The following is a 14,414-nucleotide window of genomic DNA, read 5'->3' as shown; positions in this document are numbered from 1 at the left end:
CAAATTAGAAACCCAAATATATGTTATTTTTATGGTACTAAATTAAGACAATGTTCGAGCATTTTTTTCAATGTCCTTATTGTTGGGAACAAATTTCAATGTTACTAGATACTTCTCTAGAAAACACCTCTTATATAGAAGATTGTGAAGTATGTTGCAGACCCATCCAAATAAATTATTCTTTTAACAATAAAGAATTTGCAGGTTTTTCTGCAGAAGATATTGATCAATAATTAGCTATTAGATATCTATATTATGTCGCAAGTGAAATTCTAAATCGTCTTGACCTACAACTTTGAACCCGTTTCTTAAGTATAAGAACTTGGCAGGATTTCGTTTTAGCACTTTTAATTTAATCTCTTTATTTTCTGCTTTACCTCTACTAATTGTTTGCTCGAGTAGTTGTTTACCTATGCCCTCACCTTGGAATTCTGGTAATATCTGTATTTGAGTAATTTCTAAACTATCATCTTCTTCAGCTAATTTTAGCATACCTACTTTTTGTTCAGCTTGCATAACTAAAAAAGATTCATCGAATTGATGATCAATTCTAGATAAATGTTCTTCTTTAGAGAGGTGAACTCCTGCTTTTTTAAGATGTTCAGACATGGTTTGCATTCTAAGATCAAACAGAAAATCAATGTCTTCTTTTTGTGCTTTAACTAATTCTAAATTCATAACATATTTATTGCTTGTTCTATATCTTGTATTAGATCGTTTGCATCTTCTATACCAACAGAAAAACGAATCAATTGATCACTTATGCCGACCTCTGCTCGTTGTTCTGGTGTTAATAATGCATGTGAAGCCATAGATGGAAAAATGATTGTAGACTCTACCCCTGCTAAACTCATTGATGGCTTTATCAATTTTAGTGAGTTTTTAAACTTGAGAGCATCTATACTAACATCTAGTTCAAAAGCTAACATACCACCAAAACCATTCATTTGTTCTTTTGCTATGGCATGATTTTTATGATTTGGTAACCCAGGATAGTACACATTGGCAATTTTTACATGTTGTTCTAAATAATCAGCTAGCACTTGAGCATTTTTATTATGCTGAGCCATACGAATGCCTAATGTTTTTATACTACGCTCTAAAAGGTAACACATAAAATCACTTAGGTTACCACCTAGATTTTTAGACTTTTCCCAAATCTTATCAATGTTTTCTAAAGTAGAAGCAACTGCACCAGCAGAAATATCACTATGTCCGCCTAAATACTTTGTAGCAGAATGTAGTACGACATCTATACCAAAATCAATTGGATTTAAGTTCACTGGCGAAGCAAATGTATTGTCAATCATCGATAGTAGATTGTGTTTCTTAGCCAATTCTGCAATACCTTTTACGTCGGTTATTGTGAGCAATGGGTTCGATGGTGTTTCAAAATATATAGCTTTTGTGTTCTCTTGAATTTTAGCTTCAAAATCTGCTATTTCTACACCATCAGTAAATGAATACTCTATATCCATTTTTTCAAACTCTTTGATAATAAAATTAAAGGTACCTCCATAAATTTCGTTTTGTAAAACTATATGATCTCCTTTTCGTAAAAAAGTCAATAAAGTTGTACTAATAGCTGCCATACCCGACGTAAATGGTAAAGCGGCTTCAGCATGTTCTAAGGCAGCAATCTTAATTGCAACAGCTTCTTGGTTTGGTGTATTAAAATAACGCGGATATCTCTTTTTCTCAACATCCATATACGGGTATGAGCTTGCCATAAAAATTGGGGATACAGAACCACCGAACTGCTCATCTTTAATACCACCAACATGTGTACAGATGGTATTAAGGCCTAATGTTTTCTTTTTCATTATTTATTATAAGGAGCTTCTAATTTACTAAACAAAAATGAATATTCTTATTTAGACATTTAGATGTGACTTCTTTAAATAACTTGTGTCTTATAAGTACAAACAGAAATTTGGCAATGTTTAAATGCATTGCTCTTAGTTAGTTGTTAGACGGTTAAACATAATAGGTTGTAATATTAAGAAGGGTAAAATCAACCATATACATTATAAAACCGTCATTTAAAAGGCCCGAAGCGACTGCTTCGGGTCTTTACTTTTTTAAACTTGTACAACTTTCCATTTCCCTTTTTTAAACCATAGAATACCAATAATCGCTATGGAAACTTCTGCCAAAGTAATTGCCCAAAAAACGCCAGAAGGCCCAAAATCTAAGGTTATGGCCATTAGATATGCAAATGGTAATTGAAATAACCAAAAGCATACAAAATTGATATATGTGGGTGTTTTGGTATCGCCTGCTCCATTAAAAGATTGAATTACAACCAATCCATATCCGTAAAAGACATAGCCAGCTGCTATAATTCGTAAGCAAAGTGCACCATATTCAATAACCTTAGTTTCATTGGTAAATAAGCCTAATAATTGAGGTGCAAAAATTAAATAGATTACAGAAACCAAGCCCATAAACCAAGCATTGTATTTTCCTGTTTTCCAAACAGATGTTTCTGCACGACCAGGTTGTTTTGCACCAAGATTTTGACCTACCAAAGTAGCAGCTGCATTACTTAATCCCCAAGCAGGCATCATGGTAAACATCATAATTCTGATAGCAATGGTATATCCTGCCAATACTTCGCTACCAAATTCAGACATTATACGCATTAAAAATACCCAGCTAGAAGTACCGATTAAAAACTGCCCAATCCCGCCAAGGGAAACTTTAATAAGATTAAACATAATCTTGGTACGAATGATTAAATCTTTAAAAGCAATTTTAATTTTACCCCAGCCATAAAACAAAATAAATAGCTGAAATACCACGGCAGAACCTCTGCCGATAGTAGTTGCAATTGCTGCACCTTCAACTCCATATGCTGGTACCGGCCCGAAACCAAAAATAAATATGGGATCTAAAATTATATTTAATCCGTTTGATACGATGAGCGTCCACATAGCTATTGAGGCATTACCTGCGCCTCGAAAAATAGCATTGATTAGAAACAATAACATAATGGTTACATTACCACCAAGTAATATTTGCGTATAGCCATAACCTTCTTCAATAAGGTCTGGCTCACCACCCATTAATGCCAAAATCTCTTTAGGATATAGTATACCTATAACACTTACAATGGTCGCGACACCAACACCAAGAATAATAGCTTGTACAGCGGCTTGAGAAGCGCCCTTAATATCATCTTCGCCCACTCTACGAGCTACCACCGCTGTTGCCGCCATGCTCAAACCAATAGCTACTGCATATACCAATGTAATAACAGATTCTGTAAGGCCAATTGTTGCAACTGCATTTACGCTTACGCGGGAAACATAAGCAATATCTACAATAGCAAAGATGGATTCCATCATCATCTCGAGGATCATGGGAATAGCTAGCATAAAGATCGCTTTTCGAATGCTACCAGATGTAAAGTTTTGTTCTTTACCTTTTACAGCTTGCCAGAAATATTGAAAGAATTTTTTAAATGTATTTGTATTTGGGAATGTCATGATTGTATTTAATTGTATATGGAAATTGAAATAGCAGTACTATTTCTTAATTTGGAACAAATAGCGCACAATATGGTAGGCAATTTGTTATTTTCGGAAGTATTTTAAACAATCATCAGCGACAAATATATAAAAAATAAAATGTCATAATAATTAATTCACTTTTTCTTCTAAATATTGCTTTGCAATAGTTTCAACTTCTTGCAATAATGCGGAATAATCGTTAGCTGATGTTAACGGATTCATAATGGAGCAACGTAAATATCGCTTATCATTAATCATAGTTTGTACTATGTAGAATTTACCAGATTCTATCAGCTCCTTTCTTATGTATGAGTTTAAAGTATTAATGTCATCATTTGTAGCCTCATCATTGGGCAAGTATCTAAAATTAACAATATTACTTTCTGGTTTTATTGCCAATTCAAAATTATGGTGGTCGGTTATAAGCGATGCCAACTTTTGAGCAGAAGCATAAAGATGGTCTACATTCTTCTCAAAAATATCGGTACCATAAGTTTTTAAAATAATATAGGCTCTAGCAGATAATAATGACTTAGTGCACTCAAAGGTGCGCTTAGCAGAATTGTACCATTCTTCCTTGTCTGGCGCATCCCAAAGATATTGAGCTCTTTGCGCAAATGTCTTATAACTTTCGCTACCTTCTTTAAATACCAAGCCAGTATTCAAAGCTGGAGTCATTAACATTTTATGATAGTCAATTACTACGGTATCTCCCTTTTCTATTCCTCTAACTAAATGCTTATATTTTTTAGAAAATACTACACCTCCGCCATGAGCTGCATCTATATGAAACCATAAATTATTAATCTTACAAAAATCTCCTATAGCATCTAAATCATCATAAGATCCTGTTGCAGTAGAACCACCACAACCAACAATACAAAATACATGCAATCCTTTTTTCTTTGCCTCTTCTAAATATTTCGGTAATAAATCTGTTCTCAATTTAAAATCGTTATCCACAGGTACTTTTATAATACCATCATCACCTAAGCCCATTATTCTTGCCGAACGATCTATACAGTAATGAGCTTCTTCAGAAACCATAACGGCCAACTTTTGCTTATGACCTTCTTCCCAAACATTGCTTGGTGCTTTTGCTTTTCTAGCGGCCAATAATGCAGTTAAATTTGCTAATGTACCACCAGAAGTAATAAAACCTGAAGAGCCTTCTGTATAACCAATATGCTTGGCCGTAAAATCTATAATGGTTCTTTCCATGGCATTAGAAGCAGGTCCCATTTCGTATACACCCGTTCCATTATTTAAAAAATCTGCTATTAAACCTGCAAAGGCATTTATTGGTGCTGGGCTAGCCGTTTGATGACCCATAAATCTAGGGTGCTGCAATTGTATTGAGTGTTCTACAATATTTTTTAAGGTGTCGAACGGTTCAGCTTTTATTTCTAAATCATCTTTAAAAAAAGATAATTGATCTTCTGGCTCTAGATGCGGATATACGGGCTCAGTCATATCTGTTTGAATATGTTCTAATTGATCCGCTAAGAGATCAACCATTTTATGACCAAGCGATCTAAAATCTTCAGAATTATATATTTTTTGAAACTCGTTACTATAATTAGTAGATGTGCTCATAGGTTCTGTGATTGATAACAAAGTTAAAAAGTCTTTACTAGATCAAAAAAAGTTTAACCAATTCTAACAAAAATCTTTTGAAAGTTTAATTTAAAAAGCATGTAAAGCATTGATTTTTAAGTTATTTATTAAAAATTTCGTACCTTATAATGCACAACAAATACTAACTAAACTATCGAACAATGAAAAATTATGTTTTAAGTTTAATGGCTATCGCCATTTTAACACTAGTAGCTTGCCAAAAACCTGCAGAAACAGAGGTAACTGAAAAAGTAGCAACCCCAGATTATGCCGCATTCGACAAAAAAGTTGAGGTACTACGCTCATTCTTCAAAGCACATGGTAATGAAGATCAAGACGCTCAAGCAGCGATGCTATCTGATACCTTACAATGGAGTCCGCCAGCATATAATGGTAATAAATGGATGGGTAAAGAAGAATTGCTAGCAGCATTAAAAGGGTACCAAGATAACTTTGAAAATATTAAATTTACTGAAGGTATTGTTTTACAAGATTCTATTGTTGGTGGTGTATATTCCGGGTCTGTTTTCCCAAAAGAAAGTGCATCATCTTCTCCAGATGCCATTAGAATGTATGGTACTTGGACAGCTACACATACCGAAACTCAAAAACCAATTGGTGTTAAATGGTATGGTATAGGTTGGGTAAATGATGATGGTAAAATAGTAATGTTTACCGATTATTTTGATGTAAATGGGATAGCAGCGCAACTAACTGCTCAAGAAAGCAAAGAATAGCATAAACTAAAAATGTAAAAGAGGTCAAATAAATTGACCTCTTTTTTTATGCAATATTGTTAATAAAAACAGGGAAAACCCCCTATTAAAAACAGGATTTATCCTCTTGACTTGCAATCATATAAATCAGATTTTAGTTAGGAAATTAAAAATTTAAAAAATGATACGAATAGCTTCATACAATGTCGAAAATCTATTTGCTAGACCCAGAGTGTTTAGAACAGATGTCAATTTTAACGAACCTATTTTAGATAGCTATCATGAAGTAAGTGATTTAATAGCTAAACTAGCATATACTACAAATGATAAAAATAGAATTATAGAATTGTTACTAGAGCTAGAGATTTATACTAAAAATAACCACAATGCTATTCGCAGAAAAAGAAGTCAACACCCTAAGTGGGCATGGCTTAGAAAAAACAGAGGAAAGTTTGATAGAGAACCTAGAGATACAACAAAAAGTTTAGAAATTATAGCAAATGGGAGAAATGATTGGATAGGCTGGATAGAGCTAGCAGTAGAACCAACTAATGAGGTAAGTACAAGAATGACTGCCCGCGTAATAGAAGATGTTGGTGCTAATATTCTTGGAATAGTTGAAGCAGAGAATAGACCATCTTTAGTAAGATTTAATAAAGAATTACTAAATAACTTCTATAAACATGTTATGCTAGTAGATGGTAATGATGAACGCGGAATAGATGTTGGTATTCTAACAACTTCTGATTTCCCCATTGGTTCTATACATTCAAATGTAAACGCAGAAGATAATACAGGTATTATATTTAGTAGAGACTGCCCTCAATATGAAGTAAAAACACCTAGCGGAAATACAATATATGTGTTAATAAATCATTTTAAATCACAATCTGGTGGTGGTGGCTCTAAAAGAACAAGACAGGCAAAAGAGGTAAGAAGAATTGTTGAAGAACTTGTAAGCCAAAATAAACATGTGGTGGTGCTTGGTGATTTAAATGAAGGTCCAAAAACTGGAACTGTTTCTGCTGAGAATCTTGAGCATCTTTATAACAATAATAGTCCACTAATTGATGTATACTCATTAAACAATTTCGATCTAGGAAATAGACCAGGCACTTTTAACGCTTGTGGGCTTCACAACCGATTAGACTATATATTTATTTCTGAAAGCTTATTACCCTTCTTTTCAGGAGGAGAAATTTTTAGAAAGGGATTATGGGGATCTAGAAAAACAAGACCAACAAATTGGGATACATATGTAGAAATGACAGAATCTAAAGAGCAAGCTTCAGACCATGCTTTATTATTTATCGATTTAGACTTATAACTTAATAATCTTAGTATTATGACAACAAAAACATCAAGTAAAAGCAAAAAGAATATTTTTTCGGTAAGGAGAAAAAATGATCCGTATGCACCGGCAGACTCGGCTGTACATGTGTATGGTAAAAAAGAAATGAAATGCGATACCGATTCTAGAGGGTATGCAACACCAAAGAATAGAAATCCTCTAGAAATAGTGTTAGATGCCTCAGAAGGTTTTATTCCGTTATGGAAAGAGAATGTTACGTTACGTTGGCGATTTAGCCCTAGTTTATATAATTTTTTTAGGTTTCCAGACTTAGCTATGGAAGGCATTCGTGACCTACTAGCTCAAGGATTACTTGAATGGGGTGATGCAGTGCCCATAAAATTTAGCGAGCGAGATGATGCATGGGATTTTGAAATTATAGTAAAACAAGATAATTGTGATCATAGAGGTTGTACGCTAGCAAGTGCATTCTTTCCTGATAGTGGGCGTCATCAATTGGTTATTTATCCCAAAATGTTTGAGCAAAGTGAACAAGAGCGCATAGAAACTATGGCACATGAGCTTGGGCATATCTTTGGGTTACGACATTTCTTTGCAGAATTGAGCGAAAGTGCGTACCCTTCAGTAAAGTTTGGCGAGCATAATCCATTTTCTATAATGAATTATGGTGCTAAATCTGTAATGACAGATAATGATAGAAACGACTTAAAAGCATTATACCAAAAGGTTTGGAGCGGCGAGTTAACCGAAATAAACGGAACGCGTATTGTTACATTTTTACCTTATCATGTAATTGGTGATGTATGTATAACTTAACTTACGCTAAGCATTGTACCTTGGTACTATCGTAGAACCTAGCTTAGCTAAATGGCCGAAACTATCGTTTCGGCTTTTTTTTGTTAATAAAAACAGGAAAAAGCCCCTACAAAAACAGGAAAAAGCCTCTTGATTCTTAATTTTTTTGGTTGTATGAACTGTTTTGATAGCGCTTTGCTATTAGTTAAATTTGAGAAACGCAAACCAAAAATCAATCAAAAAACGAAACTGAATACATCTTTTATTTAGGGTGCGCATCCTTCTTATTAGCCTCTTTATAAAAATGCGTTAATCGGAATTAAATGCTATAGAAGGATGCTTTTTTATAATTAACAACTAACTAATGGCATCTAAACATTCCGGCACCCAACTCTGTTAGCCATTTCTAGGTTTGGGATAAATAGGAGTTAAATGCTTGAGGCGGGTGCTTTTATATAAGCATATTGATAATTTTTAACTATACAATAGATTAAAAAAATTCTGGGTAATAATTATTTTCTTTAGTATAATTGTAAAGTTTAACCAAAGCTTATCAACTCTATGAGTCTCAGATTTTACCAATTTATTCTTTTATTTTTCTTATCAATCACCAGTGTACTTTCTCAAAGCTTTACATATGATTTGGGTCTAGAAGATGAGAAATTGATTAGACATTTTATAGCCAAAGAAAAGATAAGCTTAAACAATGGCGATATTATTTTAAGAAAGGGAGAAACTATAGTAGACATATTTAAGCAGAATCAATATCCGCAACAATTAGTAAGAGTGTCAAAAGATAATCTTCTTAGACAGGTAAGAGATATAAAAGACACTATTATATTTAAAGTAAGCCAACTAGGTAATAAACCAAACCTTTTTTTTACAGATGCCAGTGGAAAATTAAAATTTGTTAATCTTAATCCTCAAAACTTGAGCAATGAGAATCCTACTACTACTCTTTTACAACTAAATTCAAAAAAGGCTAAGCCAAAAAAAATAAACGATTATATATTTCCTGAAATATATTTCTCAAAAGACTCTACCAAGTTTGCAATTTTACAACCTTTAATTAAAGAAAAAAAGCTGGCCTTTAATGTTGAAGTCTTTGATCAAGGACTACAAAGCATTTATAAAGAAACTGTTCAAACTTCTTTTAACTCTTCGTATTTTTTTAAGCTTAAATCTGCTTTGCTTACCAATGATGGAAAATTAATTTTTACAGGTACAGATAATAAAAATGTATTATCGGTTTTTTCAGTTAAATCTGGAGATATTAAAAAGTATACGGATAGTGATGAGGGTGATAAGAAGTTTCAAACATATTCTGATATTCTTATCAATAAAGACGGCAATTACTTTTTTTACATGTATGTTGTTTCAAGAAAAAATACCCTTAATAAACTAAAATACAAGTTATTAGATGATAATCTTGAAATAGTAAAGAACAAAGAAGAAGATATAAATTTATCCTATTTACAAGGTGCTGCTGGTCCGTTTTCTACTTATAAATTGCTCTTTAAAAATTTTAAAACACTTGCCAATGGAGAGCATGTTCTCATTGCTGAATACGCAACGTCTTTGCCAGAACCAACAACGCTAGGTGTTCTGTTAATTCAAAAATTAAATACTGGCTATATCTTTTCTGGGCCCATTGTTGCTATCCATCTGAACAATGATATGTCTATAAAATCGTCGAAATTGATAACAAAATTTAAAAGGCCAAATATGAGATTAAATGGCCATCATTTTATCGAATCTAATAACCTAGCGCATTTTATATTCTACGACAGCCCGAATAACAACACTGCAAACTTGGTTGACTTTCAATGGAATCTGGATAACGGATCAACGAATCAAAAAATTATTTTAAAGCATAAAGATATTTCTAAAGTACGTTTAGATTTAAATGGTGGTTTAACTATGGATGATAAACAAGTTATGCTATCCGGAATACTCAGGAAAAGACTATTATTAAATCTCGAATAATCAAGGAGAAAGGTAATGCTTCACTAATAATTTTTACTGCATTTCTTAATATTTAATTTGTGTAACCAAAAAGTTACACATATATTTGTAACCAAACGGTTACTTATTTATGAAAAGAGATGTGTTTACTGCCATTGCAGACCCAATACGCAGAGATATTATAGAATTAGTAGCAGAAGAATCATTAACCATTAATGATATTGCCAAAAAATTCGAAGTAAGCAGACCTGCTATTTCTAAGCATTTAAAAATTCTAAACGAATGTGGTATTATAGATTTTAATAAACAAGGCAGAGAACGCTATTGTCAAATTTTACCACAGAATCTATTACCGGCTTTTTTATGGATAGAACAATATAAAAATCTTTGGGAGAACCGTATAGACAATTTCGAAACTTATTTAAACACTTTAAAGAACAAAACAGATGAGCAAAACAGATAATAGAGTTGTAACCATAGAAAGAACATTCAACGCACCCATAGACCTCGTTTGGCAAGCATGGACACAGCCAGAACATATTGCCAATTGGTGGGGCCCAAAAGGAATGAAAACCCATGTGCTAGAACACAGCTTTACCGTTGGTGGTAAATGGAAATTTGCTATGGCAATGCCAGATGGTAATGACTTTATTTCTGAAGGCACTTATTTAGAAATAGACGCACCAAAACTACTAAGAACCTCAGCGGATTTTAAGCCTATGACCGAAGGTGTAGAATTAGAAGTACACTTAGAAGAAGTAGATGGTAAAACCAACTTTACGTTTAACGTAATACATGCTACAGAAGCGTATAAAATACAGCAAGAAAAAATAGGTATTTATAACGGCTGGGGCTCAGCATTTGATAGGTTGCAGGTATTTGTAGAAAAGTAATAACTTCAGATAACAGTGGTAATAATTCTTCGCTTGACACGATGTTAACCTTTTAATTTTGTATAAATTTACATGTTTTGATTCTTACATTGAAAATCTTAACTAAGACAATGGTATAGCATTAAAGAAAACAAAAATAGGCAATGATTAAAGGATTATATGAAACACATTTATATGTTGAGAACTTAGAAAATTCGATTGAATTTTACACTAAAGTTCTTGGCTTAAAACAATGTCGTTTTGGCGAAGAGCGTAGAACTGCCTTTTTTTGGATTGGTAAAGACAAACAAGCTATGCTTGGCTTATGGGAAAAACCTAAAGAAGAAATTGATCTGCGGCATTTTGCTTTTGAATGTGATCCAGAATGGATATTAAACGAATCGGTCGATTTTTTAAAATCTCACAAGCTCAACTTCTGGAATTTTCTACAAGATGATAAAGAACAACCTATGGTGTTTTGTTGGATGCCGGCAATCTCAATTTATTTTAGCGATCCAGATGGGCATTACCTTGAATTCATTGGAGTCTTGCCCGGAGAAACGCAACCAAACGAAGAGAAACGAGTTGTAACGTACGAAGAATGGCTTAAAATAAAGGATGAATAAAACAGTACAAACCTTTATTAACTGCACCTTAAAACTCTTAAATTTTACGTATAATTGCGTGCCAATAGATGCGTATAGAATATGGAGAATACAAAAGTTCTAGCTTACCTTAAAGAGGTATTAAAAAAAACACCAAAAGACTGGTTACGTTTAACTACTCATAGATTAGATATTTATAACGAAGCTCAGGCAAAAACACAGTTTTTAGAACATTTTGAAACGCTTTTTAACAACAATATTACACATGCTTCTACGCTAAATGAATTACCTACTGCGTATGACTATATCCGTTTAGGTCATCCGCTATCGTGTGTATTAGAATGGACCATTGGCAAACTGCATAACACAAATGCAGAAAATGTAATTAGTTTTTCGTCTAAGACCATACCTATCTATGCAGTGCTACGTGAAAATGCATTGGCTAACAAAAAGACTCAAATAGCATATAAAGACAAGTTACCAGAAGCATTTAATACCGAAATGCTACAGAATATTTACGGTTATAGTTTTGAGTTAAAAAAGATTGATAAAGTATCTGATATTGAATCATTTAATGGTAGTATTATTTTTGTTTCAGAACAAGAAACTACTAGCAACATAGAGCTTAACGTAAACATAGATTTTTATGTGAATTACAATGCACAATTAGGTAGTGTAATTCTAATAAATGGCGAACAAAACAGCAAGTATGTTTCGGCAATTCAACATGTAAGAAGGAGAGAAAGCATTGCTATGACACCAACAAATTGTCTTATTGCTTTAAAACAACTAACAGATACATCTTTTGTTGAGGATAAGGCAAACAATCTAAAAGCTAACAAATCACTTGTGCTAAATACCATTAAAAAGATTACTGGTACAGATAGCAATGCGCTCGTCGCCTCTAGCGGATTATCGATGCAATACACCATTGTTATGGGTCTTATACATGAAGCACAAGAGCAACACACAAATAAGGCTATTAAAATTATGGTTCCACCTAATTGTTATGGTGGTACTAATGATCAGGCGCGCCGTGTTGCCGCTACTTTAGATAATGTATCAATTGTAGACCTACACGTAGACGGTGGTTACGATATGGTTGATAGCATCGATCTCATTTTAGATACTATTGCCAGAGAAGATGCTGTACCCTATATTATTGCAGAAATACCTACCAACCCCAGAGTAGAAGTACCTAATCTTATAAAATTAAAGGAAGTCTTAGCTAAAAAACGCTACACTGCTAGTGGAGAGAAAGCAATTGAGTCTGTCTTTATTCTAGATCAAACATTTTGCCCAAATACGCCTTTTTTAGGCGATGATGATGTGCTCTCGTCTGTAAAAGCGATATCGTATGTAAGTGGTTCTAAATTCCCTAGTGGGGGAAAATGTACTGCTGGTTATTGCGTAGCAAATAAAAAAGCAGCCACTTTGCTAGATAAAATGGCGTTGCATTTAGAATTATGCGATAACGAAGCTACCGATCTGCAATATGAAATCTTGGCAAGTCAAATGCCTTCTATGATTCAACGAATTAAAGATGCCTATAGCAACACACGCGAATTCGTCAATTTTATACAAAAGACTTTGCCAGAAGCAAACATTAATTTTGTTTCAGAAGAATTAGCAGCACAAGGATTTACGCCTTCGGTATTTTCATTAGACTTACCAACAAAAGGAAACACAGACGAAGAAAGAGAGGCGTATAAAAGAGCTTTGAACTTGAAGTTGATCAATTTAATGATCACTAAGATTCCGAATGAAAGCAAATACTGTGTTAGCTACGGACAGTTAAAAGGATGCTATTGGACCATACCCGCAACCTCTACTCAAGGAACCACAAAAGAAGGAGACAAAGATTATATTGCACGTGTAGCAGTTTCGCCTGATCTAGATCTCGAACTTCATAAAAAAGTCTTTTTAGGTTTTGCTCAAAACATTTGAGTAATTTTTAGCTAAATTTAGCTAGCAAGATGATTAAAATTGTACACTATAACAGCGTTCATCAAATTGGCATTGATGAGATGATGCAAGAAATTGCAGCAGAATTCAGTGAGACTATTTACTCAAGCCCTACTAAAAATACGCCTATTGTACCAGATAATTATTGGGTAGCAATTAGTAATAACATAGTAATTGGTACGGTTGCCTTAATTACTGTAAACAACTATGCCATTTTAAAGAAAATGATGCTTAGTAAAGCCTACCGTGGTAAAGAATTTGGTATTTCTAAGTTATTATTAGAAACGGCCCAAAATTGGTGTAGACAAAATGCTATCTCTAAAATATACCTAGGTACCATGCATCAGTTTAAAGCTGCGCAATATTTTTATAAAAAAAATGGATTTATAGAAATACCTGAAAGTAAATTACCTAATGGTTTTCTTAGCAACCCGGTAGATAAAGTATTTTTTGTTAAAGTAATCGACTAACTTTTAATCCAATTCTTTACAGATTTGTCTGTAGGTAATGTTTTTGGCGCAATGATCTTTTCTACCATACCATTTTCATTTACTAGGTATTTTTGAAAATTCCACTTTACCTTAGAATCTTTATAACCATTTTGAGCTTTTGTAGTTAAATACTCATACACTGGGTGCTTATCGCCACCTTTTACAGAAATTTTAGCCATCATGGGGAAGCTTACACCGTAATTCTTTTGACAAAATTCAGCGATCTCCGTGTTAGACCCTGGCTCTTGCCATAAAAAGTTATTTGCCGGAAAACCAACTATTACAAAGTTATCATTTTTATACTCTTCGTATAGTGCTTGTAATTGCTCATATTGAGGCGTTAACCCACATTTAGACGCTGTATTAACCACCATAATCTTCTTCCCTTTTAAGGTAGAGAAATCGAACTCAGAACCATCTAAGGCTTCCACTTTAAAATCATGTAAACTCTTCGATTGCTGCAGATTTTCAGCTATAGCTTCGCTATCATTATTAGATTTTTTATTAAAACAAGATAAAAGTGAAAACATAATAAGTGTAATTAAAACGGTTCTCATGAGA

15 protein-coding genes are annotated in these 14,414 nt (G+C 33.5%); 10 read left to right on the top strand and 5 right to left on the bottom strand.

All coding sequences use genetic code 11. The features are described 5' to 3' along the window. Window positions 1-50: 50 nt before the first annotated feature. Complete coding sequence (locus tag AC1EUV_RS10675; RefSeq protein WP_480198696.1) at window positions 51-233, top strand: CPXCG motif-containing cysteine-rich protein; 183 nt, start codon at window positions 51-53, stop codon at window positions 231-233. 7 nt (window positions 234-240) lie between these two features. On the opposite strand, the gene AC1EUV_RS10670 is transcribed toward AC1EUV_RS10675, so the two are convergent. From AC1EUV_RS10670 to AC1EUV_RS10655, 4 genes are all read right to left on the bottom strand, one after another. Next, entirely contained in the window at window positions 241-678 is a 438-nt protein-coding gene (locus AC1EUV_RS10670; protein WP_480198695.1) for a GNAT family N-acetyltransferase, read from the bottom strand. Next, window positions 675-1,823, bottom strand: coding sequence for a trans-sulfuration enzyme family protein (locus tag AC1EUV_RS10665; protein ID WP_480198694.1), 1,149 nt, complete (start codon window positions 1,821-1,823; stop codon window positions 675-677). Before AC1EUV_RS10665 ends, AC1EUV_RS10670 begins: the two co-directional genes overlap by 4 nt. Window positions 1,824-2,081: 258 nt before the next feature. Continuing rightward, entirely contained in the window at window positions 2,082-3,491 is a 1,410-nt protein-coding gene (locus AC1EUV_RS10660; RefSeq protein WP_480198693.1) for an MATE family efflux transporter, read from the bottom strand. Window positions 3,492-3,644: 153 nt separating this feature from the next. Next, complete coding sequence (locus tag AC1EUV_RS10655) at window positions 3,645-5,111, bottom strand: pyridoxal phosphate-dependent decarboxylase family protein (protein ID WP_480198692.1); 1,467 nt, start codon at window positions 5,109-5,111, stop codon at window positions 3,645-3,647. Between the two features lie 182 nt (window positions 5,112-5,293). On the opposite strand from AC1EUV_RS10655, the gene AC1EUV_RS10650 reads away from it, so the two are divergent. The 9 genes from AC1EUV_RS10650 to AC1EUV_RS10610 all read left to right on the top strand — a co-directional run bounded on the left by AC1EUV_RS10650 (window position 5,294) and on the right by AC1EUV_RS10610 (window position 13,832). Beyond that, window positions 5,294-5,869 carry a nuclear transport factor 2 family protein gene (locus tag AC1EUV_RS10650; RefSeq protein ID WP_480198691.1) on the top strand — a complete coding sequence of 192 codons (576 nt, stop codon included), beginning with the start codon at window positions 5,294-5,296 and terminating at the stop codon, window positions 5,867-5,869. A 160-nt stretch (window positions 5,870-6,029) separates the two neighbouring features. Beyond that, window positions 6,030-7,175, top strand: coding sequence for an endonuclease/exonuclease/phosphatase family protein (locus AC1EUV_RS10645; RefSeq protein WP_480198690.1), 1,146 nt, complete (start codon window positions 6,030-6,032; stop codon window positions 7,173-7,175). An 18-nt stretch (window positions 7,176-7,193) separates the two neighbouring features. Next, window positions 7,194-7,976 (top strand): M12 family metallo-peptidase, encoded by a 783-nt coding sequence (locus tag AC1EUV_RS10640; RefSeq protein WP_480198689.1) that lies wholly within the window; start codon window positions 7,194-7,196, stop codon window positions 7,974-7,976. Window positions 7,977-8,516: 540 nt separating this feature from the next. Continuing rightward, window positions 8,517-9,941: a hypothetical protein gene (locus tag AC1EUV_RS10635; RefSeq protein ID WP_480198688.1), complete on the top strand. Its 1,425-nt coding sequence runs from the start codon at window positions 8,517-8,519 to the stop codon at window positions 9,939-9,941. A 109-nt stretch (window positions 9,942-10,050) separates the two neighbouring features. Then, a complete protein-coding gene (locus AC1EUV_RS10630) occupies window positions 10,051-10,383 on the top strand; it encodes an ArsR/SmtB family transcription factor (protein WP_480198687.1) in 333 nt (110 codons plus the stop codon). Continuing rightward, window positions 10,367-10,813 carry an SRPBCC family protein gene (locus AC1EUV_RS10625; RefSeq protein ID WP_480198686.1) on the top strand — a complete coding sequence of 149 codons (447 nt, stop codon included), beginning with the start codon at window positions 10,367-10,369 and terminating at the stop codon, window positions 10,811-10,813. Before AC1EUV_RS10630 ends, AC1EUV_RS10625 begins: the two co-directional genes overlap by 17 nt. 143 nt (window positions 10,814-10,956) lie before the next feature. Beyond that, window positions 10,957-11,418, top strand: a complete 462-nt coding sequence (locus tag AC1EUV_RS10620) for a VOC family protein (RefSeq protein WP_480198685.1) — start codon at window positions 10,957-10,959, stop codon at window positions 11,416-11,418. 81 nt (window positions 11,419-11,499) lie between these two features. Further along, entirely contained in the window at window positions 11,500-13,344 is a 1,845-nt protein-coding gene (locus AC1EUV_RS10615) for a cystathionine beta-synthase (protein WP_480198684.1), read from the top strand. 29 nt (window positions 13,345-13,373) lie between these two features. Then, on the top strand, window positions 13,374-13,832 hold the full coding sequence (locus AC1EUV_RS10610; protein WP_480198683.1) for a GNAT family N-acetyltransferase: 459 nt from the start codon (window positions 13,374-13,376) through the stop codon (window positions 13,830-13,832). Here the strand turns inward: AC1EUV_RS10610 and AC1EUV_RS10605 are convergent. Next, entirely contained in the window at window positions 13,829-14,410 is a 582-nt protein-coding gene (locus AC1EUV_RS10605) for a glutathione peroxidase (RefSeq protein ID WP_480198682.1), read from the bottom strand. The two genes, AC1EUV_RS10610 and AC1EUV_RS10605, sit on opposite strands and share 4 nt — an antisense overlap. Between the last annotated feature and the right edge of the window lie 4 nt (window positions 14,411-14,414).

The organism is Maritimimonas sp. 2304DJ26-3 (assembly GCF_056591635.1).
This window is presented reverse-complemented; position numbering and strand designations above follow the sequence as displayed.